The sequence below is a fragment of the Azospirillum rugosum genome (assembly GCF_017876155.1).
GTDB classification, from domain to species: domain Bacteria; phylum Pseudomonadota; class Alphaproteobacteria; order Azospirillales; family Azospirillaceae; genus Azospirillum; species Azospirillum rugosum.
The window spans coordinates 1-20,687 of the sequence record NZ_JAGINP010000020.1; the positions used below are offsets into that span (position 1 = coordinate 1).

Annotated in this window: 15 protein-coding genes and 3 pseudogenes; 5 read left to right on the top strand and 13 right to left on the bottom strand. The window is 63.4% G+C overall.

Features of this window, described 5'->3' with window-relative positions; all coding sequences use genetic code 11:
* Nucleotides 1–149 precede the first annotated feature (149 nt).
* Nucleotides 150–970, top strand: a pseudogene (locus J2851_RS24220) (IS5 family transposase).
* Here the strand turns inward: J2851_RS24220 and J2851_RS24225 are convergent.
* From J2851_RS24225 to J2851_RS24250, 6 genes and pseudogenes are all read right to left on the bottom strand, one after another.
* The gene (locus J2851_RS24225) at nucleotides 925–1,833 is read right to left on the bottom strand and encodes a hypothetical protein (RefSeq protein ID WP_209769485.1); all 909 of its coding nucleotides are present in this window, start codon (nucleotides 1,831–1,833) and stop codon (nucleotides 925–927) included. The pseudogene J2851_RS24220 and the gene J2851_RS24225 overlap by 46 nt on opposite strands.
* Before the next feature lie 30 nt (nucleotides 1,834–1,863).
* Complete coding sequence (locus J2851_RS24230; RefSeq protein WP_209769486.1) at nucleotides 1,864–2,037, bottom strand: hypothetical protein; 174 nt, start codon at nucleotides 2,035–2,037, stop codon at nucleotides 1,864–1,866.
* Between the two features lie 11 nt (nucleotides 2,038–2,048).
* Nucleotides 2,049–3,637 (bottom strand): annotated as a pseudogene (gene tnpC, locus J2851_RS36385) (IS66 family transposase).
* A gap of 76 nt (nucleotides 3,638–3,713) precedes the next feature.
* The gene (locus J2851_RS24240) at nucleotides 3,714–4,811 is read right to left on the bottom strand and encodes a nucleotide kinase domain-containing protein (protein ID WP_209769487.1); all 1,098 of its coding nucleotides are present in this window, start codon (nucleotides 4,809–4,811) and stop codon (nucleotides 3,714–3,716) included.
* A 4-nt stretch (nucleotides 4,812–4,815) separates the two neighbouring features.
* Nucleotides 4,816–5,787, bottom strand: coding sequence for a TylF/MycF/NovP-related O-methyltransferase (locus J2851_RS24245; RefSeq protein ID WP_209769488.1), 972 nt, complete (start codon nucleotides 5,785–5,787; stop codon nucleotides 4,816–4,818).
* Between the two features lie 29 nt (nucleotides 5,788–5,816).
* On the bottom strand, nucleotides 5,817–7,451 hold the full coding sequence (locus tag J2851_RS24250) for a thymidylate synthase (protein ID WP_209769490.1): 1,635 nt from the start codon (nucleotides 7,449–7,451) through the stop codon (nucleotides 5,817–5,819).
* A gap of 124 nt (nucleotides 7,452–7,575) precedes the next feature.
* Here J2851_RS24250 and J2851_RS24255 point away from each other — a divergent pair, with 124 nt between their 5' ends.
* On the top strand, nucleotides 7,576–8,010 hold the full coding sequence (locus J2851_RS24255; RefSeq protein WP_209769491.1) for a hypothetical protein: 435 nt from the start codon (nucleotides 7,576–7,578) through the stop codon (nucleotides 8,008–8,010).
* Between the two features lie 8 nt (nucleotides 8,011–8,018).
* Entirely contained in the window at nucleotides 8,019–8,624 is a 606-nt protein-coding gene (locus J2851_RS36755) for an Nmad2 family putative nucleotide modification protein (RefSeq protein ID WP_209769492.1), read from the top strand.
* Here the strand turns inward: J2851_RS36755 and J2851_RS24265 are convergent.
* From J2851_RS24265 to J2851_RS24285, 5 genes and pseudogenes are all read right to left on the bottom strand, one after another.
* Nucleotides 8,622–9,041 (bottom strand): annotated as a pseudogene (locus tag J2851_RS24265) (transposase); the annotation flags it as partial. The gene J2851_RS36755 and the pseudogene J2851_RS24265 sit on opposite strands and share 3 nt — an antisense overlap.
* Before the next feature lie 258 nt (nucleotides 9,042–9,299).
* A complete protein-coding gene (locus J2851_RS24270) occupies nucleotides 9,300–10,358 on the bottom strand; it encodes an IS630 family transposase (protein ID WP_209769493.1) in 1,059 nt (352 codons plus the stop codon).
* Nucleotides 10,359–10,553: 195 nt separating this feature from the next.
* Nucleotides 10,554–13,367 (bottom strand): SNF2-related protein, encoded by a 2,814-nt coding sequence (locus tag J2851_RS24275; RefSeq protein ID WP_209769494.1) that lies wholly within the window; start codon nucleotides 13,365–13,367, stop codon nucleotides 10,554–10,556.
* A gap of 1,241 nt (nucleotides 13,368–14,608) precedes the next feature.
* A complete protein-coding gene (locus tag J2851_RS24280) occupies nucleotides 14,609–15,136 on the bottom strand; it encodes a metallophosphoesterase family protein (RefSeq protein ID WP_209769495.1) in 528 nt (175 codons plus the stop codon).
* A gap of 95 nt (nucleotides 15,137–15,231) precedes the next feature.
* Nucleotides 15,232–15,474, bottom strand: coding sequence for a DUF4170 domain-containing protein (locus J2851_RS24285; protein ID WP_209769496.1), 243 nt, complete (start codon nucleotides 15,472–15,474; stop codon nucleotides 15,232–15,234).
* A gap of 188 nt (nucleotides 15,475–15,662) precedes the next feature.
* On the opposite strand from J2851_RS24285, the gene J2851_RS24290 reads away from it, so the two are divergent.
* Nucleotides 15,663–16,370 carry a cytochrome b/b6 domain-containing protein gene (locus J2851_RS24290; RefSeq protein WP_209769497.1) on the top strand — a complete coding sequence of 236 codons (708 nt, stop codon included), beginning with the start codon at nucleotides 15,663–15,665 and terminating at the stop codon, nucleotides 16,368–16,370.
* Between the two features lie 126 nt (nucleotides 16,371–16,496).
* On the opposite strand, the gene J2851_RS24295 is transcribed toward J2851_RS24290, so the two are convergent.
* Entirely contained in the window at nucleotides 16,497–16,940 is a 444-nt protein-coding gene (locus J2851_RS24295; protein WP_209769498.1) for a c-type cytochrome, read from the bottom strand.
* Between the two features lie 267 nt (nucleotides 16,941–17,207).
* On the opposite strand from J2851_RS24295, the gene J2851_RS24300 reads away from it, so the two are divergent.
* Nucleotides 17,208–18,413, top strand: coding sequence for an aspartate transaminase (locus J2851_RS24300; RefSeq protein WP_209769499.1), 1,206 nt, complete (start codon nucleotides 17,208–17,210; stop codon nucleotides 18,411–18,413).
* A 103-nt stretch (nucleotides 18,414–18,516) separates the two neighbouring features.
* Here the strand turns inward: J2851_RS24300 and J2851_RS24305 are convergent, their stop codons facing one another.
* Complete coding sequence (locus J2851_RS24305; protein ID WP_209769500.1) at nucleotides 18,517–20,556, bottom strand: elongation factor G; 2,040 nt, start codon at nucleotides 20,554–20,556, stop codon at nucleotides 18,517–18,519.
* Nucleotides 20,557–20,687: the final 131 nt, after the last annotated feature.

Sequence of the window (20,687 nt, forward strand, 5' to 3'; positions counted from 1 at the left end):
GCCTGGTCACTCTGGCGAAGACGCCATCAGCAGCGGGCGCGACGCTCCCACTGGGCGCGCCGTACCCAAGCCGATAAAGTCCGGCTGTAGTACTAGGGTGCGTTGGCAAAGGGGTGGCGGGTTGAAGAAGCGTTCCCCATTTGTACTGAATGGGACGCTATGAACTGACCGATGCTCAATGGGAGCGGCTGGAGCCGCTGCTTCCTCCTGAAAAGCCGCGCACAGGCCGCCCGAACCACTCTCACCGGCGGATGATCAACGGCATGCTGTGGATCGCCCGCAGCGGAGCGCCATGGCGGGATTTGCCGGAGCGTTATGGAGCGTTCGGCACAGTGGCGAGCCGGTTCTACCGCTGGCGCCGCGCCGGACTCTGGCAGCGCATCCTGGAAGCCCTGCAGGCCCGCGCCGACCGCCAGGGTCGGGTGGACTGGAGCCTGCATTTCGTGGACAGCACCATCGTTCGCGCTCATCAGCACGCGGCTGGCGCCCGGAAGGCCAGCGGCGAAAAAGGGGGATCGACGGCGAGGCGCTGGGCCGCTCGCGCGGCGGTTTCTCGACCAAGATCCACATCCGCGCCGAGGGCCAAGGTAAGCCGGTAACCTTCACTTTGACCGGTGGCGAAGTCCACGACAGCAAGGCGTTCGCCACGCTGATGGGGACCGGCTGGATCAAGCGGGTGGGCCGCGGGCGACCGCGCCTCAAGCCCGACCGGCTGGCCGCCGACAAGGCTTACAGCAGCGGCGTCATCCGCTCCGCCCTGCGACGACGGAGCATCACGCCGGTGATCCCGACCAAGAGCAATGAACGGCCCGACCCGACGTTCGACCGCGACGCCTATCGGGAACGCAATCGCGTCGAGCGCCTGATCAATCGGTTGAAACAGTTCCGCCGGATCGCCACCCGGTATGAGAAGCGCGCCGCCAACTATCTCGCCATGATCACCATCGCAGCGATCCTTCTATGGCTCTGACCTTTGCCAACACGGCCTAGAGCGGCGAGGTACTCGGCGGAGGCGCCGTCGTAGTGAACGGTCCGGGCGATGGTGTCGCGGACTAGTTTAGCTTTGCGCAGCAGGCAGCGCCGGTTGCCCGGATAGGCCAAGGCGCGGTCGAGGGCGGCGAAGAGCCGGAACCAGAGGGTGCCGTCGCTCACCGCGTGGTCGAAGACATCGGCACTGGGGCGAGCGGCGGCGTAGCGCGTGCGGACATGGTCGACAAGACCGGAGTGTGCAGGAGTGTCCAGCCAGCGGTGGCGCAGCAGGGTGCTGAGGACCGACTCGGCCACCGAGGCAACGCAGCCGGGCGGATACCAGCCATTTCTAGCGCCGACGATGGTGAGCGCCAACGGAAAGGAGCAAGCGGCGACGAGCTGGGAGGCGGTGCAGGAATCGCGAAAGTTCAGCTTGCGGATTCTGTCGCGCATCTCGCCGACGATGGCTTCGAAGTGCTCGCGCTCGCGCCGTTCGGGGAGGCTTCGGGGAGGCGGTCGGCGGCTCCGACCGGTCGGGGCGGAGCGCCCGCTAGCAGGGGCGAGCGGCGGGGCCTCCGTCCGCGCGAACCCGTCCTCGTCGGCTCGGAGCGTTTCCAGCGCGGGGCCGCCGTTGGGAGTGTCGAGCAGCATGCCGAGCACGCCGTCGAGTGCGCCGCCAGCGCTGGAGGGGCGCAGCGCGCGAACGGCGCGAGTCCGCCTTGCCTCGGCGACGTTGCGCAGAAGGTCGCCGGGATCCGCCGCGGAGGCGCAGGCCCCATCCGGGCGCCGCGCCTGGGGACCGACCCGGACCTCATCGGGAAACTCGCTCCGCCTTCCGGGGAGCAGCGCCACGATGGTGCGCATGGCGTAAGCGGCCGGGAAACACCCCTGAAGCTACGCGGGGCGGTTGTTCTTGAGTAATTTCCTTTCGCTGGATTTTGGCTTTGGCGGATCAGGCTCGATGGCTTTGGCCTGTTGGATCGTTTCCTGTGCGGCGACACGGGCCAGCAACCTAACGATCTGGAATAGCTTTTCCTGCACATGCGGAGGCAATTCGCTGGTGGTCATGGCATTCCCCTTCAGGGAAGATTGGGCTCCAGCGGCATGCTCCAGGGCAAGAGGGCATTGTAGTCGGTGAGGTCGCGATCGCGGCCGATGGTCTCCAGGGCGCGGGTCAGCCAGAGACGCGGGTTATGGCCGTTGCTCTTGGCGGTCTCGAGGAGCGTTTAGAAGACCGCCGCGGCCTCGCCGCCGCCGTCTGGGCCAGCGAACAACCAATTCTTCCGGCCCACAACCACGGCGCGCATTGGCGCGCTCGGCAATGTTGTTATCGATCTCCAGCCGGTCATCGGCGAGATAGCGCGTCAATGCCGGCCAGCGGGACAGTGCATAGCGGATTGCCGAGGCCAAGGCAAATTTGCCCGAAACCCGGCCGAGCACCTGCTCCAGGTGCGAGCGCAACGCGGCAATCTCCGGCGCCGCCTCGGCCTGACGCGCCGCGGCGCGCCGGGCCGCCGGTTGGCCACGCACGCGCTCTTCCACCGCGTTCAGCCGGCCGGTGCGCTCCAGTATCTCCTTGGCCGCCGGTCCCTTGGGCTTGGTGGACGTCGAAGAATTTTCGTCGCGTAGCTATCGGCCTGCAGCGCCCCCGTCCAGCTGGTCAGTTGACGCTGCGGATGCTCGCCCTTGCGGTCGGGTGTGTAGCGGTAGAGCACCGCCGTGGGTGTGAGGTCGGCGCAGGCGCGGTCGTCGCGCACATAGACCCACAGCCGTCCCGTGCGCGCCTTCCCGGTGCCCGGAGCGAGCACGGGTACGGGGCGTATCGTCGGCGTGCAGCTTGCTCGCGGCGAACGCGTGGGCGGCGATGCGCTCGGCCAACGGCGCCAGCAGCGCCGCGGTGCGGCCGAGTCAGTCGGTGAGCGTCGAGCGTGGCAGATCCAGGCCCTCGCGGGCAAAGCGCTCGGCCTGGCGGTAGGCCGGTAGGTGGTCGTCGTACTTGGCCAGCACGATATCGGCCAGCAGGCTGGCGCCAGCGTTGCTTTTGGACAATGGCACGGGAGCTGGTGGCGCCTGGCTGATGTCGCCGCAGCACCGGTAGGCCATCACCGGGCGGACGTAGCGGCGCACGCGCATTCGGGCCGGCACGACCTCCGGCACTTCCGAGACGTCCTCGCTGAGGCGCCGCAACGCTCCGCCACAGCCCGGGCAGGCGGCATCGGAGCGCGGGACAAAACCTCGGTTTCCTAGTCCCAAGCCATTGATTTAGCTTGGCCCAAGCGAGGTTTTGATCGGCACTCTAAGGCGGCGCCAACTCTTTGGTCTCGCGCGGTAGATAGGCGGGCAGCGGCTTGCAGATCGGGTGAACGCGCGCAACGGGCGGCGTCGCCAGCTTCGGACCGGCGGTCAGGGCAGCCTGTTCCGCCTGTTGCTGCTCCAGGTCCTCGATCTGCAGTTCGAGCTGGTCGGCTGCCCAGGCCAGCTTCTCCGAACTCTGACCGAAGATGCGCCGACGTAGAGCCGCCAGTTGCCCCTTCAGCGTCTCGATGATGCGGTCGCGTGCCGTCACCGCCCGGTCCCGCACGATCAACTGTGCCGACAGGTCGCCCACCAACGCTTGAAGCGCCGCCACGTCGTCGGGGAGCGGATTGCCGGTGGACGGGGTGAGCATGGCGCCAGTGTACCCGCCGGAAGCACAACGATGCGGATAATGGCCGGTCGGCAACGCACTCGCAACCATCGCAATGTTACTGAAGATCGCTTTGTTGTCGCGCTACTTGGGTTTCGTCGTGATCATCCATGAACAAATCATATTGGATAGGTTTGTTTTTCTGGTAACTGCGCGATTGCTGAACCGACAGAATGTTGTTGGGCAATGACAGGGCCCACTTTGGTGGGAAGAACAAAGGCAGAGATTTTCGAGATGGGCTAAATCTAGCCTTGATCCGGCTGCGGTTGCTAATCAGCTCCGGAGCGGCCTCGCGACAATACTTGTCGAGTTCACAGAAAAGCCCTTGGCAGTCAATCGCATGCAATGGACGACCGAAGAGCCCATTGAATGGTAGCCCCAAGGCTTCAAATTCTATCTCTTGGCGATCCGTCATCCATAGGATAGCGTCCGCCGGAGAGTAATCGCCAAGATCACTGAAGGCTTTCTTCAGTCCACGCAATGCTCCGGGGCCGGCTTGTGTGTAATCGTTCTCACTAAAGTTGATAAGCTCTGAATAATTAATATCTATTGCTGTTTGATAGGCCATGAATGGCCCCATTAGTGGAAAACTTTGCAGAGAATGTACAACCTGTTCTAGGGAATTTGCGCCAGATATTGAGCGGTCGAGGCGCTCATTGATAAACATATATCTGAAAAGTGCCGTGTGATTTTTATGTTTCTCGTCGAATCCGAAAGCTTTGTTTGCACAAAGAATGAAGGCCCCGGTGTACAGTCCGCCATTGTGCATTTTTACATTATCTAGCGCCCGCTCGAATGCACCGGTTGCGAGGTCGGTCAAGCGTGGGGCGCGGCCCAACTCTTTGCGTACGCCTTCCCAAGTCGCAATATTGCTGAAAGTGCGGAAAGCAACTATCTGGAAGAGGCGATCAGCGATGTCGCCAGCATCAGCTGCGTAAGCAACATCGGAAATCATATACTGTGAAACGCGGTCTGCGGCCCTATAGACATTACAGAACTTAAACGTCTGGAGGATGGGGTCATCAGTCCAGGGCGAGGCAGCGCCGCTCAGCCGCCGTTCAAACGCCGCCTGCCGTCGAGAAGCAAAGGTCCAGTAAAGCTCATAAATTCCGTGCCTAGGCGTGGGCTTGGCCGAACGGGTGAATATGCGGGGCATGGGCTTACCTCAACCGAAGAAAGACGCCGGTGTCGTGGAGGTTGAAGTAACGAGAGTCGTCCAGAAGGCGCTTGGCCGCAAGCCTCTCTCCGAGGGTATAGAGGAAACGGTCTCGCCCCGTAAAATGATCAAATACAATAGCGCCGCCGACAACCACACGGTTAGTGATCACGTCTAATATACAATGGGCCGAAGTGTAATTGTCTGTGTCAATAAAGGCAAGAACAATATCCTCTTCGGATAGTATCTGTGCAGTATCCACTAGGTCGCCCGGCACGATTTCAACGTTGCGGCCTTCGAAGAAGCGCCGGACAGTGGCGAGGTCAAGGTAGACGCAGTCAGGGTGGGCGTACATGTCGAGTGGGCTGCGCGGGTCTGGAAAACCGTCGAAGGTGTCGAACCCATAAACTTTCCAATCGCAGCCAAGCGCCTCGATGAAGCGCGATATCAACATTGTTGTACCACCTTTAAACATGCCGAATTCCGCGACGGAACCTTTCAGGTCCATACGCGCAGCGCTCTTCAAGCACTGATAAATGTGAATTAGGCTGTTAGGATAGCCATTGGCGAAAGATGGGGCAAAGGTATTTCCCGTCTCACGCTCGAAAAGCTCGTCGCGAAAACGGAAATGCTGAAATCCACCAATCAGTATTTTTGATTTTGGAGTAATGTGGGGTAATGCGGACGCGATTAACCTTTCTTTGTCCTCATCGGAGGCGATTAGGATAAGGTCAGGCGCGTCCTTCGCTAGCTGTGAAAGCGGACGGGGATCGATATAAGGGCTGTCTGGGTCAGCAGTTCCATTCTCTGCATAAACGCCTAGCAATTGGTGTTGAATTCCCAGATCAATAAAGGCGCCGACGAGGTCAACTGCAGTTGACGTCCGCCCAATGATGGCTGCGCGTGCAGATGGCGGCAGACGCATTACTTCTTCTTTTAACCTACCGATGATTTGAGAGAGAGCAACCTGGTCCATCGGGCATCCTGAGGTGTGACAGTGACGGCTTAGGAATTTTGTACGTTACGGAGAAAGTCGCTGGTGCAACGCGGATCGGCTGCAACGACAAGACCGACGAGTTGCTCAGCTGCAGCGGTAAGTTCGGCAGCACTGCGTTGACGGTCGACCAAACCTGCTCCCGCAGCATCTACCGCCTGCCAAAGATCCTCGAACATCTTTGTGATGGTTCTAATTTGGACGAGGAGATCACCTTGTGGATCACCGCTAAAGTCGGCAATGTCCACCAGAGCATCAAAGTTCTTGTCATGATCACTGAGTGGCTGGGGCGCATCCGGTCCAAGTGGGGACATTTCCACCTCCGACAGCTCTGCCAAAAAGAGGCGGTATTTGGCTGCATAAACATAAAGGTCAATGGCGGTGTCTAGGACGGTTTCACCTTTTAACGTCTTTCCTTCGTCTGCAAACGCCTGCAACCGGTCCACTTTGCGAGCAATGTTGGGCAATACGCTCACACGCTCACCGCGGCGTTTCCACGCGCCGGCATAGATCGCGTTCTTGCGCGTATGCAAGTGTTTGATCGCAGCTTTCAATTCAGTGTCGGAGCTTCCCCCCTTGGCAGCTTGACATGCGCAAAAAAAGGCGGCGATTTTGGGTTGAGTAATGTTTGCCAGGAGCTCTGGCCGATCACGTCCGAAGAACTCATATGCAGCGGTGGCAAAGTCATCTTCAGGAAGGTTGGCGAGTTCGGAAGCTAGTTGTTTAACGGACCACTTTTTAGCACCCCATTTCAAGCGCAATAATCGGAGAGTACTGGATAAAAATGGATCGCTGGCCACCAGGCCTGCGCGGGGCAATGGGATAGGGTTGGCGCGTAGTTGCTCTTCGATTTCGAACCATTCGGCCATGGCCGCCGAAAAATCTGCCCATTGCGTAGCGAAACGCGGCGAAACGATTCCGAAATCATACGGAGTCATTCCGTAAAATCGGTTGACAATATTGCGAGCTCGATTGTAATGGCGAGAATATAGATGATAGGAAGTGGCGAAAAAGGTAGCCTCTCCAACGTCAGAGCCGACCCAGAAAGCCATCATCTCATGAAGTACGCTCCACTCGAAAGCGTTTACACCAGAAAATCCCCACATAGCATCATTGCTTCTGACGGCAATATTCAAATGCAGCTGGCCATCACGAAGTAGCCAGTTTAACCAGTTGTTGCACGGTATGTCGTTGCTGTTTGAGACAAAGTCTCGGTTCGGATCAAACAGAACGCCTACTGCCCTTCGAGTGTTGGAATCGGCAATAAGGAGCCGACGCCATTCATCTAACTGGTCCACCTTACCCGCCCACGTCCGCAATCGTGGGCCGTACGCGCCATGCCATGTCAATCCGTGGTCATCGGAAAAGTCGGGCGCCCTAGGAAGGTAGTGTGTGAGCCAAGGTAGATCGTTGCGTCCGCCGATGACCCAGAATGTCTCAGCAACCTGGGCAAAGATGTCGTTGTGGCGACCGGGTAGAAATATGCAGCGCTCGCGGGGGCGTGCAATCGAGGTGATTCGATTACGCAGTTCTTTCGTTTCATGCCCCCGGACCATCACCGTGACGCCATCGCGCAGCGCCGCGTTGAAGCTCTCAACAGTTGCGAAACTCACATTCCTATGTGTTCCATACATGTGGTTTGCCATAGAGTTTCACCTATTATGGCGTGTTTTCTGACATAAAAATCTCTCATAAGCAAGTGCCCTGTGGACGCCGTCCCCTGGACCGGTTATTATTCATGCTGAATATTCCTTCGGGGGTTGTGGAAAAGTGACCAAGTCCGTAACGAAGGTGTACGTGTTTCCTGTTCCAGGGCGCGAAGCAGATGTCGAAGAGTTAAAGCGGCTTATCAGGGCTGGGGGCTGCAGCATTGTCTGCGCGAACGAGTCCATTGACGCGTTCGAACAGTGCGTGGGCGAGGCAGACGTCGTGGTCATCCTTATTTGCCCCGAGAGTGCCAATGATAAAGTTGCGGAGCAGGTAGCCGAGTTGGCCAACAAACTCGGTAAACGTGTTGTCGGCGTCTGGGCGTCCGACGTACAGGCCGGCAAATTGCCGCTTTCGTTGCACCGGCATGGGGATGCGACCGTTCGATTGAACGCTGTCGAACTCGCCGTGTCGGTGTGCCAAGGCGGCACAGCCTGGGTGACTCCAGATGGCAATCCAAGGCCAAAACCGAAAACGCCTCGCCATAACAAGCGCTAGGAGTGGTCGTGACTCTCTTTTCGTACGTTGTTCGCTGGGATCATGGATTTGCCCCTAATCCCTTTCACGGGGTTTGCACCTTGGCGACCTGCAAACCGGCAATCCGCAAGAAGGCCAAACTTGGTGATTGGGTGCTCGGTACCGGCTCGGCCGAACGAAATTACCGGGGGCGTGCCATCTTCCTGATGCGTGTCACCGAGGAGTCGCAGTTTCACACTTACTGGAGTGATCCTCGGTTTGTGCGCAAACAACCGGTTATGAACGGCAGCCTCAAACAGCGCTTCGGCGATAATATTTATCATCTTGATGGAAGGGGTAGTTGGATTCAGGCCGATTCCCGTCACAGCCTCGATGAGCGTACCAACAATAGAAATCTTCAGCGGGATACGGGCCTCACGGATCGGGTGTTGATTGGATCAGAATTCATTTATTGGGGTGAAAATGCGCCAGAAATACCAATGAAGCTGCAGAAGTTCGTAATCGCGCGTCCTGGCTGGGCAGAGGACTTTAGCCAATCTGATATTGATCGGCTGGTAGATTGGGCCAAGAGTCTGGGGCAAAAAGGGCAAGTCGGCGATCCGCTGGAGTGGCGTTACGAGCGGTGGTGGCGCTAAGTCGGGGGAGACCTCGATGCCGTACAGCTCGCGCAGGTGCCCCTGGATCTCGCGCACGCTCATGCCGCGGGCGTACATCGAGATGATCTTCTCGTCGAAGCCCGGGAAGCGGCGCTGGTACTTGGCGATGAGCTGCGGGTCGAAGGTGCCGAGCCGGTCGCGCGGCACCTCGAGGGCGACCTTGCCGGTGTCGGTGAGCACCGTCTTGCGCCCGTAGCCGTTGCGGCTGTTGGACCGCCCGTCCGGCTCGCCGCTCTCCAGGTGATGGTCGATCTCGGCGTTCAGCGCCGGCTCGGCGAGCGCCTTCTTCAGCTCATCGAGCAGGCCGTCCTTGGCGAAGGCACTCTTCGGATCGGCGCCGGCGAGCAACTGATCAAGCAGCGCGTCCGGAATGCTGGGGTGTTTGCGTCGTGCCATGCGGGGCCTCCTTCGGTCCCGAAGTGATGGCCCGTACATGAAATTTCAGACAGTCCCGGCGCCTTCGGGAAGGCCGGGTCTCAATCCGGTCTATGATGTCGGCCACCAACTCTACCGCCTTCGCTCGCATGTCCGCTCCCATGCCAATGGCACGGTAGCCACCATGCGATCAGCAGATCACGCTCGGAACCGACCTCGGGAAATTCTGGAAATAACGTGTAATACGGACGGCGTCTGAAGGGTTCCATTGATGGGATGTCATGCGAATTGCGGCCACCAATGGAACCAAGTGACGGCCTTTAGGCGGTCGGGATCATCGGCCAGCGCACAGCAGCGGTCGGCGAGGGCTTGATCGACGGCCGCGAGATCCTCGAAGTGGGTGTTGGCAACCGCCTCGTTGGTCAGTGGCCACAAGCGCTCGGCCGGCTGCAACTCGGGTGAGTAGCGGGGCAGAAACTCCAGGGTGACGCCGGCGGGGATCTCCACCTCGCCGGCGCCGTGCCAGCCCGCCCCGTCGAGCACCAGCAGGACGCGCTTGCCCGCTCCCGCTCCGACCTCGCGGGCAAACGCCGCGAGGATCCGGCTGAACAGCGCGGCACCGACACCGTCGGCCAGGAACCACACCACCGCTCCGCTACTCGGGCGCACGAAGCCGTAGACGTACATCCACTCGAAGCGGTGATGCCCGCGTGCGATTGGGCGGCAGCCGCGCGGCGCCCAGACCCGACGCAGCACCGGCTTGAGCCCGACGCGGTGCTCGTCCATCGCCCACACCTCCAGTGGCGTGGCGGGGTCGTCTTGCTGGAGCGCCTGCACGCGACGGCGGAAGCGCGCTTTGAACACCTCCTGGGCCAGCGGATCGGCTGCGGCATGATGGGGGCGCGGCACCTGACGGGTGAAGCCGAGGCGGCGCAGGTACTCGGTGCCGCGCCGGGGCGCGATCAGGCGGCCGAGCATGCCCGTAATCCACTGGGCGACCGAGCGGTCCGTCCACAAGCCGTAATCGGGCGGCGGGTCGCCCAGGCTATCCCTCAGGCGGCGCTGTTGGCTTGCGTCGAGCAGCGGTCTGGCGCCGGGGTTGAATTGGCGCTGGTCGCCCAGCCCCGCAACCCCGGCCTCGTTATAGCGTCCCACGATGACGCTGACCCAGCGCGGCGTGTACCCCGTCACCTCGGCGACGAACTGGGCCGAGCGTCCGCTGGTCAGCAGCCAGATGATCTGAAGGTGCGTCCGTGCCGTAGCATCCTTCGCTTCCTTGTACAGCCGATGCAGTTCATCGGCCTCAAGGTGCCGCTTCAGGTGAACTTTGCTGCCCATCCTCAGACAGGTGGAACAGCGGAGCCTCAATGGAAGCCTTCAGCCGCCGTCGGTATAAGATGCAACCACAGCGATGGGATCTGGTCACACGTCATCCTTTTCATCCTCGCACCTCACATCGGCCCCACAGCCCACCATCGCGCCAACCACAACATCTTGAGTGACGACGCAGCTTCCATAGATTGGAACCTTTGTTTAGGTGGTGGAGCCGTTCTTCGACTTCCCGGCGTTCTTGGCTGCCGACGTCTCACCACCCTTCTGCCGGTAGGTCGCCAAAGCCAGGGCCGCAAGCACGTCAGAGGCGCTGTCCGCACCGTCGATCATCGCCTGGGCTTCAGGGTCGAGGGTGCGTTGCTCACCCAGCACCGCGTTGATCTCACCGACCTTGCGCTGCACGATCCGCCATGTGATCTCGTCCACCTCGATCGGCGCGCCGGCGAGCGCAAGACAGGTCATGACGTTGTAGCCAGCTGCCGTCTGACCGAGCCGATGCCCGCGATCTTCAGCCTGCAACATTTCAGCGGGTACGACGCTGGCCTCCGCGAAGATCGAGGTATCTGCCCTGGTCAACGTAAGCGCTTCACCGGCCGCGGTGATACCCCCGAGGAACACGTCTATCTCACCGGCTTGGAACGCGCGCTCAGCCTCGTCGCGGTCCATCTGCCTGGTGCGGCCGTCCACGGTGGCCACGCGCAGGCCGATGTCGCGCAGCTGGCGGGCCAACTCGTCAACCACGTCGCGGTGGTGAGCCCACAGGAGACAGCATCCTTTTTCCGCAACGACCTCCTCGACCAAGTCCGTGATTTGACCGGAAGCGGCCTTTGCGACGCCCAACGCCTTCCGTGCTTGCGACCAGTTGCCCTGCGCCGCCATGCGGGCTTGGGCGAGCGTTTGGCCGGCCTGTAGCGCCTTCTCGAATGCCTCCTGCGCCGCAGCCATCGCCTCGGCGTAGCCAGCGATGCTCTCCAGATCCAGGTCGACCCGGGTGCGGATGTTCGGCGGCAGCTCGGTCAGAACCTGATCCTTTGTCCGCCTGATCATCACCGCCCCCAGAAGGGCTTTGGCAGCGTCCACCGCCGACGACCCGATGCTGTGAAAATCGCGGCGCAATTCGGCCACCGGCACGATGGCCTCGGCCAGCACCAGCGCCTCCTCGGCTTTGTTTCGCAGCGGCGTGCCGGTGAGGAGCAAGGCGCCACGCGTCGGCTCGCTTGTCAGCTCGCGAACAACGCCGGTGCGGCGCGCGGCCCTGTTCTTGATCCTGTGCGCCTCGTCTACGATCGTGAGATGCGGGTTCCACGCGCTGATCGCCTGCGAAACCGGCCCCATCACGCGGTCAAGCGCGGCGGGAATTCGGCTCAATTCTGCGGGGAGGTGATGAAGCCTCTCGCGGACCGCAATCAGTGGTTGCAGGCTCTCCGGATCGGCCGGATCGAGCGTGATTTTGCGTGTTTCCTCATCGATTAGATGGCTTGCGCCGAACTCCTGAAGCATCGTGCTGACCTGATCGCCCCATTGCTCGGGGATGGCGATGACCTCTTTCCTCGGGGTGATCGTGTCGTAGGTGACAAGAATCCAACCGACTTGGTCATCGCCGGCCGGGAGGGCAGGGACGTCGGTCGAGGAGTGGATGACGACGACCTCCGGGTTCGTGCCTGGGGCGGCCCACTCGGTGATTTGCCTCCGCCAGACGCCCACAGCATTTTTCGGACAAACAACCAGATTCTTGCGGTAGCCGGCAGCCGTGGCGGCGGCGATGGCTTCGCCGGTCTTCCCCAGGCCCATTTCGTCGCCGCAGACGGCCCTCATCCGCCTCTCGAGGAAAAACCGGATAGCGTCGCGTTGGTATTCGCGCAGCAGATAGCCGTTGGCTGCCGGAGTGGTCCAGCCCGGAATCGCGGACCAGTTGACCTCGGGTATGCGGGATCCGGGCCGGTCGGTCTCCGTGATGGCTACGCCCATTTCCGCCAGGGCGATGGCCTGGTCGCGCCAAAGAGGGGCGGGAAGGGTGATTTCCACCGGAAAGCGATCGGTGTGGTTTGCCGCGGGTGACAGGCGCAGGTGCCGGCGGTCACCGCGGTCTCGGACGATTCGCACCGACAGCCCCATGTCGTCATACTGGGCGGTCACCGGCTCCTTGGACAGGCCGACCGGTTCACCCTCGCCGACACGGACGCCACGAGCCTCCAGCTTTTCCCGGATTTCCTGGAACTCGTTGGCGGAGATCGCGGCCGCGAAGAGCTGAGCCCCGCCGGCGTTCTGGAACCAGGACAAGCCCCCAAGCGGGCCGGCGTTGGCCACCAGGAAATCGGCCAAGCGCCGCCGGTCGCCGGCGCATGCATGCTCGATCTCTTCGAGGTCGATGCGTGGGGCCCAGGCCGCTGGCGGACGGTCGGTGCGGCTGCGCATGGGATGCATGTGGATGGTTATCCCGCTCCAGTCACGCACATGGAGCGGGACGATGACGGCGCCGCCGGCGCTGGCGCGAGCGCGCTCGATGATGCGCTCGGCAGCGCGCGCTGGGACGGACCAGTGAGTGCGCGACCAGATTCCAAAGTTTCGGGCGTCGAAGTATGGATCGTAGCTCCCGAATTTGCCGGACTTGCGCCAAAGCAGCCCGGTTCGGTTGCTGCCCAGGTCGCCAACCGCCATCACGCCGTCGGCAAGGACGCCCTGCTCGCGCATGCGCCAACCGATCCCGGGGAGCACGACCGGAGGCGACGGGTCGAACGGGGTGTAGGCGATGGGCTTCGGGCGGGTGGATGTGGCGGGGCGTCCCCGCTTGCGCTCAAGCTGATCAGGCGTCAGTGCCAGACCGACGCTGCGAGCGGCGGCCAGTGCCAGCCATTGCGAGCGGGGCAGGTCGCCGCGTCGCTGCTCCATGACCTCTGCGAGCGCTGGCGGGACAAGGACCTGGACGACCTCCCACCCCTGCGCGCTTCGGTTGGCATGCATCTGGCGTTGGAGCGTCTGCTTGTCCGCCTTTTCCGCCTTGGGTTTTCTTGCCATCCCGGCAGCCTCCCCGCATCCTCCCGAAAATCACACTGCGATTAAGATATGCGTATGGTGTGAGGGATTGGAAAGTAGCCTTTTGTTTCGTGACATCACGCCGCCCCTTTCAGACGCAGGCGTGCCCCGGTGGGGGCAGGATGACTTCGAGGATCGCCGGGCTTGTGGTTGGCGTCACCAGAGGCGCAATGGCCCAAGGGGCTCCGCCACCAGTGATTCGGTAGCAATCGACGCCGGCGTAATGGTCATCGCGACGAAGTTGGACGGTTCGGCCACGGCAGTCTCGGTGGGCTTCATCAGCCCCTGCCACCGGCACAACTGGCTCTCATGCACGCCCAGCCGGGGGCCGCCTCCGTCACCACCGCGTCGGGGCGGATCGCCTCCTCGACCATCCTCACCGTTTCCGTCAGCGTGTAGTTTCGCCGCCGTTCCGTCCCCGTCAGAACCTCGACGCGCTGGTAAGCTATGACGTCTGCTCCTCGTTTGCGTCCATGCGATGACGCGCCGTGCGAACCTCAGACGTCGACGCCTGTCTACTAGGGCAGTGCTAACGTCTGCGCGAGCCTCGACCCGGAGCACTCCCGGCCCACGGATTTTCTTGATCGAACACGGTGGCCACACCGCGCGATGGGAAACGGCTTCTTCCGATTGCCCAGCCGATGAGAGATGTCTGGAAGGCCAATCCCGGTCCATCACTCGTGATTGGACGCTGGCGCGCAGCGGTGCCGTGACGCCGGTGCCGTGTCCACCGTCGCGGTCGCGCTGAGAATGGGGCAGCGCCGGATGCTGGACGATTGGGGACGGTGCGCGCACCGGTCGACGGCGCGTGACTACGGTGTACCGGGACGGCGCTCCTGATTCGGCCTGTGCTGTGCCGGGATTCGTTTTCCAGTCCCGCACACCGTCGCGGGGACGGAGCTGGGCGTCTCGGTTGGGACGAATTGGGACGAATTGGGGCACGGTGTCGGGTTTTACATGCACCGGGGTGCCTTCACAAGCCATTGTTGGCATTGCGCTTTCGGCCTCCGGTTGTGTTATACAACCATAGGTTAAGATTCCCAAGCTTACGACGAGGGTTCGATTCCCTTCACCCGCTCCAATCCTTCCAAGCGCTTAGCGCCTTCCAAATCATTCCGCACATGGACGATGGGCCCCGGGCCACGGTTCCTCCTGGAAGGTGCCGTTGTTGGCCGGGTCGATGTGCGCCGAGGCGCCCCTGGTTAGGGCCGCGGCCGACGCGGTTACAGGGGGAGATCCTGGTCCTTCTTCTTCCGCTGCCGCGAGGCGACGATCTCCGGCAGGGTGACCGGGCGGAAGTTCCAGACGTCGACGCCGACGTCGAACTGGCGGGGCATGCCCTTCAGCTGGCCGTGGCTGTGGCCATGCAGGTTCAGGGCGCCCTTGTACATCGCGTTCCAGGTGCGGAAGGCGTAGTGGCACATCACCAGGCGCGTCTCGTCGAGCACCATCTCGGTGTAGGCCTGCACGCTGGCCCAGCCGGGCAGCCGCAGGGTGGCGGGGCCGTCGTTGTTGCCGGTGATCAGATGCTTGGTGCCGTTCAGACGGTCCAGCAGGGACGCCATGGCGTCGGGCCCCATGCGCAGGGCGAAGTCGCCGAGGTGCCAGATCTCGTCGTCCGGGCCGACCGTGGCGTTCCAGTTCGCCACCATGGCCTCGTCCATCTCCGCCACCGACGCAAAGGGACGGCGGAAGCGGCTGAGCGCGCCGGTATGGCCAAAATGCGTGTCGCTGGTGAAGAAGATCGCCATCGTTCGGCTCAACGCGCCGGAGGCGTGGGGGTTCCAGCACGCCGGAACCGGCGAGGGGACATCCCCTGCGCTGGTTCCGGCGGCCGTGTCCGGGATCAGTCGTGCTTGTGGCCGTCGGCCGCCGGATCCATCAGGCGGTGCAGGTGCACGATGAAGTAACGGGTGTGGGCGTCATCGATGGTGGCGCCGGTGGCGCCGCGCCACGCCTTGTAGGCCTCGTCGTAATTCGGGAAAATGCCGACGATGTGGACCTTGGTCGGGTCGACGAACTGGTCGGAGTCGGGGCGGACGAGTTCGCCGCCGAACACGAGGTGGAGGAGCTGCTGCTTGTCGGGCATGACGCTGCGATCCTTTTGGGCTGGATTTTCGCTACGTCATATCCGCCACACGCCCTGTCCTTCAAGTGCAATGACAGAGCTGTGACGCCTTGTCCGCACCGCACAGCTGCTTTTCGTCCGAAATGCAGGCCAAACGCCTTCAAATCGGGCATAAACAAGGCAAGAACACAACAAGCGAGGGCTCATTCATGGCTGGTGGTAATACCACAAATCGGGGGAGCGCTGAGCGCGACGTGGCCGTCTGGGACTTGCCCACCCGCTTGTTTCATTGGGGGCTGGTCCTTCTGGTGACGGTTGCGATCGTTTCGGCGAAGCTCGACCGCATGACGATCCACATGCTGGCGGGGGAGACGATCCTGGCGCTCCTCCTGTTCCGGCTGGCCTGGGGGGTGGTCGGCAGTCAGACGGCGCGGTTCAGCGATTTCGTGAAGGGACCGCGCGCGGTGCTGGACTACGCCGTCGGGCTGGTCCGCCCGGGCAGGCCCGGCCCGGTCCCCCATCCGGTGCTGGGGCACAACCCGATGGGCGGGCTGATGGTGCTGCTGCTCCTGGCCGCGCTGACGACCCAGGCGGTCAGCGGCCTCTTCACCTCCGACGACATCCTGGTGGACGGGCCCCTGGTGCCGATCGCGGCGTCGGCCACGGTAAAGGCCTACAGCACGGTGCACCGGCTGCTGTCCGACGGGATCCTAATCCTCATCGGCGTGCATGTGCTGGCCGTCCTGGCCTATCTGCTGGTGAAGAAGGAGAACCTGATCCGGCCGATGGTCACCGGGCGCAAGGCGATCCCGGCGGGCATCGAGGTCGAATCGCCCAAGCGCACCCCGGCGGCCGTGGCGCTGGCCGTGCTGGCCGCGGCAGCGGGGGTGGTGGTGGCCGTCGTGCAGGCGGGGTGATCCGCCCTTCGAAGCAAGGGGAACCACCAAGACACCAAGGCACCAAGAAACCACGGCGTGCCGGGTGCGGGATTCTTGGTGTCTTGGTGCCTTGGTGGTGAAAACCAGACGGCTGTGGGTTGGCCGTCAGTCGGCGCGGTACCGTTCGTGGCAGGCCTTGCAGGCGCCACCCAGCGCGGCGAACTGCTTGGCCGTGGCGGCCTTGTCGCCGGTCGCGGCGGTCGCTTCCAGGGCCTTGGCGGCGGTCTCGAAATTCTTGGCCTTCTCCGAGAAGTCGCCGAAGTTCGCCCAGATCTCGCTCTTGGCCTTGGTGTCGCCCTTGTCGCTGCCGGCCGGGAACAGGGTCGGAAGCTGGCCGGCGAAGGCGCCGACGCGCTGCGCCACGGCGCCGACCGGGGCCACCTTGTCGCCCGACAGCAGGTCCTTGATCTCGGCCATGGCCTTCTTGGTGGACTCGAAGCCGTCCTTGCGGGCCTTGATCGAGTCCTGGGCCATCGCCGGGGCCATCGCCGAACCGCTGGCGAGCAGCAGGGCCGCCGCCACGGCGGCCAGGGTGATGCGGGTGAACATGGGATCCTCCAGATGTCGGATTGTTGATGTCTCCAGCCCGACATACTCATGGGGTTGATCGCGCTGTCAAGAGACGACCTGCCGTTGCCGGAGGTGAGGTGTGGCGCCCGCGCTTCGCCCGCGGTGTCCGTTTCAGGAAAGCGCGCGAACGGCCCAGGGAGCGGCTTGCAAGCCGGTGGAGGGGGAAGTAAGGTCCCGCGTCGCGTCAAAACGGCCCAGTTCCACCACCCCATTTCCACCACCATTGTTCCAGGGGGTTCACCCGCCATGTCGATCATCGCGTCCCGTCTGTCGCGCATCAAGCCGTCGCCGACCATCGCCGTGACCAACAAAGCCCGCGAGCTGAAAGCGGCCGGTCGCGACGTCATCGGCCTTGGCGCCGGCGAGCCGGACTTCGATACCCCCGACAACATCAAGGCCGCCGCCATCAAGGCGATCGAGAGCGGCGACACCAAGTACACCGCCGTGGACGGCACGCCCGCGCTGAAGAAGGCCATCTGCGCCAAGTTCGAGCGCGAGAACGGCCTGAAGTACACGGCCGACCAGATCTCCGTCGGCGTCGGCGGCAAGCAGGTGCTGTACAACGCCCTGATGGCCTCGCTGAACCCCGGCGACGAGGTGATCATCCCCGCCCCCTACTGGGTGTCCTACCCGGACATGGTGGAACTGGCCGAGGGCACGCCGGTGTTCGTCTCCTGCCCGGCCGAGCAGGGCTTCAAGCTGCAGGCGGCCGACCTGGAGAAGGCGATCACGCCGAAGACCAAGTGGCTGATCCTGAACTCGCCCTCCAACCCGTCGGGCGCCGCCTACACCCACGACGAGATGAAGGCCCTGACCGACGTGCTGGTGAAGCACCCGCACGTCTGGATCATGACCGACGACATGTACGAGCACCTGCTGTACGACGGCCTGGCCTTCGTTACCCCGGCGCAGGTGGAGCCGAAGCTGTATGACCGCACCCTGACGGTCAACGGCGTGTCGAAGTCCTATTCGATGACCGGCTGGCGCATCGGCTACGCCGGCGGCCCGAAGGATCTCATCAAGGCGATGGGCGTGATCCAGAGCCAGTCGACCTCCAACCCGACCTCGATCTCCCAGGCCGCCGCCGTCGAGGCGCTGAACGGCCCGCAGGACTTCATCAAGGAGCGCGCCGAGGTGTTCCGTCAGCGCCGCGACCTCGTCGTGTCGATGCTGAACCAGGCCACCGGCATCCAGTGCCCGAAGCCGGAAGGCGCTTTCTACGTCTACCCGTCCTGCGCCGGCACCATCGGCAAGAAGACCCCGGACGGCAAGGTGATCGAGACCGACGAGGACTTCGTCACCTACCTGCTGGAGTCGGAAGGCGTCGCGGTCGTCCAGGGTTCGGCCTTCGGCCTCGCCCCGCACTTCCGCATCTCCTACGCCACCAGCACGGAAGCGCTGGAGGAAGCCTGCCGCCGCATCCAGCGGGCCTGCGCCAACCTGCGCGATTGATCGCGCGGACATGAATGCGAAAGGGCCGGAGGCAATGCCTCCGGCCCTTTTCGTTTGGGCATCCGGCGGATCGGGGGCGGGGCCCGGATAAACCTCCGCCGCCCTACTGCGCGGCCAGCGCCTCCTTCCTGATCTCCACCGCCTTATCGGCGGCCTTGCCCGTCAGTTCCTGCAAGCGCTCGAAGCTCCAGGTGAAGGTGCCGACGCCGAGCGAGAGGGAGCGCAGTTCGACGATCAGGTCGTGGATCTCCGCCTGGGGCAGGTAGGCCTTCACCTCGTCCCAGCCCTGCCAGCCGGGGCGTGCGTCGTAGCCCAGGATCTGGCCGCGCCGGCCGCTGATCAGCCGCTGCACCTTGGACGTGAAGTCGCTGGGCACGGCGATGGACACGGTGAGGATGGGTTCCAGCAGCACCGGCTCGCAGCCGGGCAGGGCCTCCGTCATCGCCTGGCGCGCCACCGTCTTGAAGGCCATTTCGGAGCTGTCCACTGCGTGGAACTGCCCGCCGGTCAGCCGCACCGCGAAATCCACCACCGGGAAGCCCAGCGGACCGCGGACGGAGTAGTCGCGCACGCCGGCCTCCACCGCCGGGATGAACTGGCGCGGCACGACGCCGCCGACGATGGCGTCCTCGAACTGGAAGCCGGACCCGCGCGGCAGCGGCTTGACCTCCACATGGATGTCGGCGAACTGGCCGTGGCCGCCGGTCTGCCGCTTGTAGCGGGCGTGGTGGCTGGCCCCCTTGCGGATCGTCTCCTTGTAGGGCACCTGCGGGGGCACGCCCTTGACCGAGACGTTGAACTTGTTGCGCAGCCGGTCCATGGCGATCTGCAGGTGGATGTCGCCCTGGCCCCACAGCACCAGCTCGCCCGTGTCGGTGGACTGCTCCAGCCGCAGGGCGGGGTCCTCCTCGACCAGCTTCTGGATGGCGGCGGTCAGCTTCACCTCGTCGTTGCGGTTCTGGGCGTGCAGGGCGAGCCCGAAGACCGGCGGCGGCGCCTCCGGCCACAGCTCCGGCTTGCCCTGGTTGCCCTTGTCGGTCAGCAGGTCGCCGGTCGCCGCCTTCTCCAGCCGGCCCAGCGCGACCACGTCGCCGACGCCGGCGGCGGACAGCTTGTCGTGGGCGTGGCCGTTCACGCGGAAGATGCCGGACACGCGCTCCCCGCCCAGCGTCATGCCGTCGGTGACGGTGCCGCGCCAGACGCGCACGACGCTGAGCTTGCCGGCGTGCGAGCCGTTCAGCGTTTTGACCACCTGCGCGGCGACCGCGGCGTCGGCCGGCACGTTGCGCCGTTCCGCGGTCACCGCGACCTCAGGCCCCTCGTGGCGCAGGGCCTTCAGCAGGCGGCGGATGCCGTTGTCGTTCTCGGCGGAGCCGAAGAAGACCGGGACGATCAGGTCGTCGGCCAGCTCCTTGGCGAGGCGGTCGTAGACCTCCTGCGTCTCGGGCGCCACGTCCTCCAGCAGCTTTTCCAGAAGCGCGTCGTCATAGTCGGCGACGGCCTCCAGCATCTCCTGCCGGGCCTCGTGCTCGCGGTCCTTCAGGCTGTCGGGAATCTGGACGAGGTCGGAGGGCTTGTGCGGGTTGAAATGCCAGGCGCGCTCGCTGACCAGGTCGACGAAGCCGGTGATCTTGCCGCCCTCGCGGATCGGCACCTCGCGCAGCACCAGCTTGCGCCCCGACACCGCCTGGTAGGCCTGCACCACGTCGCGCACGCGGAGATCCCCCAGCGCGTCGACCTTGTTGATGAACAGCAGGTGCGGGATCGCGTTCTCGTCCAGGAACTTGAACAGCGGGGCGAGGAGGACGGCCTTTTCCGGGGCGGCTTCCGCCACGATCACGGCGAGGTCGGCGGCCATCAGGGCGTTCTGCGTCTCGCAGACCAGCTCCACCGAGCCCGGACAGTCGAGGATGTTCCAGCGCTCGCCCAGATACTCGAAGGACGCGACGTTGACCTCGACGCTCATCTGCCGGGCCTTCGCCTCGGCGCAGCTGTCGCCGACCGTGTTGCCGTCCCGCACGCTGCCTTTGCGCGTGGTGGCGCCGGCCGCGAACAGCAGGCTTTCCAGAAGCGATGTCTTGCCGCTGAGGTACGGACCGACCAGCGCGGCGCAGCGGGCCGTCTGGATCTGTGTATGGGGCATGCACACCTCCCGTAACGGTGTTCCGTATGGCGTGTTTGCTTGAAGCCTTTTCGGTGAACCCCTTTTCCCGATGCCCTTTCCGTAAGATGGTCCACCCGTGGCCGGGGCCTGTCGATGGAAAAAAGGGGCGG

What these genes read in the sequence shown, in the direction of transcription:
- J2851_RS24225 (WP_209769485.1), bottom strand. Translation starts at nt 1,833, where the DNA reads ATGCGCACCATCGTGGCGCTGCTCCCCGGAAGGCGGAGCGAGTTTCCC.
- J2851_RS24230 (WP_209769486.1), bottom strand. Translation starts at nt 2,037, where the DNA reads ATGACCACCAGCGAATTGCCTCCGCATGTGCAGGAAAAGCTATTCCAG.
- J2851_RS24240 (WP_209769487.1), bottom strand. Translation starts at nt 4,811, where the DNA reads ATGCCCCGCATATTCACCCGTTCGGCCAAGCCCACGCCTAGGCACGGA.
- J2851_RS24245 (WP_209769488.1), bottom strand. Translation starts at nt 5,787, where the DNA reads ATGGACCAGGTTGCTCTCTCTCAAATCATCGGTAGGTTAAAAGAAGAA.
- J2851_RS24250 (WP_209769490.1), bottom strand. Translation starts at nt 7,451, where the DNA reads ATGGCAAACCACATGTATGGAACACATAGGAATGTGAGTTTCGCAACT.
- J2851_RS24270 (WP_209769493.1), bottom strand. Translation starts at nt 10,358, where the DNA reads ATGGGCAGCAAAGTTCACCTGAAGCGGCACCTTGAGGCCGATGAACTG.
- J2851_RS24275 (WP_209769494.1), bottom strand. Translation starts at nt 13,367, where the DNA reads ATGGCAAGAAAACCCAAGGCGGAAAAGGCGGACAAGCAGACGCTCCAA.
- J2851_RS24280 (WP_209769495.1), bottom strand. Translation starts at nt 15,136, where the DNA reads ATGGCGATCTTCTTCACCAGCGACACGCATTTTGGCCATACCGGCGCG.
- J2851_RS24285 (WP_209769496.1), bottom strand. Translation starts at nt 15,474, where the DNA reads ATGCCCGACAAGCAGCAGCTCCTCCACCTCGTGTTCGGCGGCGAACTC.
- J2851_RS24290 (WP_209769497.1), top strand. Translation starts at nt 15,663, where the DNA reads ATGGCTGGTGGTAATACCACAAATCGGGGGAGCGCTGAGCGCGACGTG.
- J2851_RS24295 (WP_209769498.1), bottom strand. Translation starts at nt 16,940, where the DNA reads ATGTTCACCCGCATCACCCTGGCCGCCGTGGCGGCGGCCCTGCTGCTC.
- J2851_RS24300 (WP_209769499.1), top strand. Translation starts at nt 17,208, where the DNA reads ATGTCGATCATCGCGTCCCGTCTGTCGCGCATCAAGCCGTCGCCGACC.
- J2851_RS24305 (WP_209769500.1), bottom strand. Translation starts at nt 20,556, where the DNA reads ATGCCCCATACACAGATCCAGACGGCCCGCTGCGCCGCGCTGGTCGGT.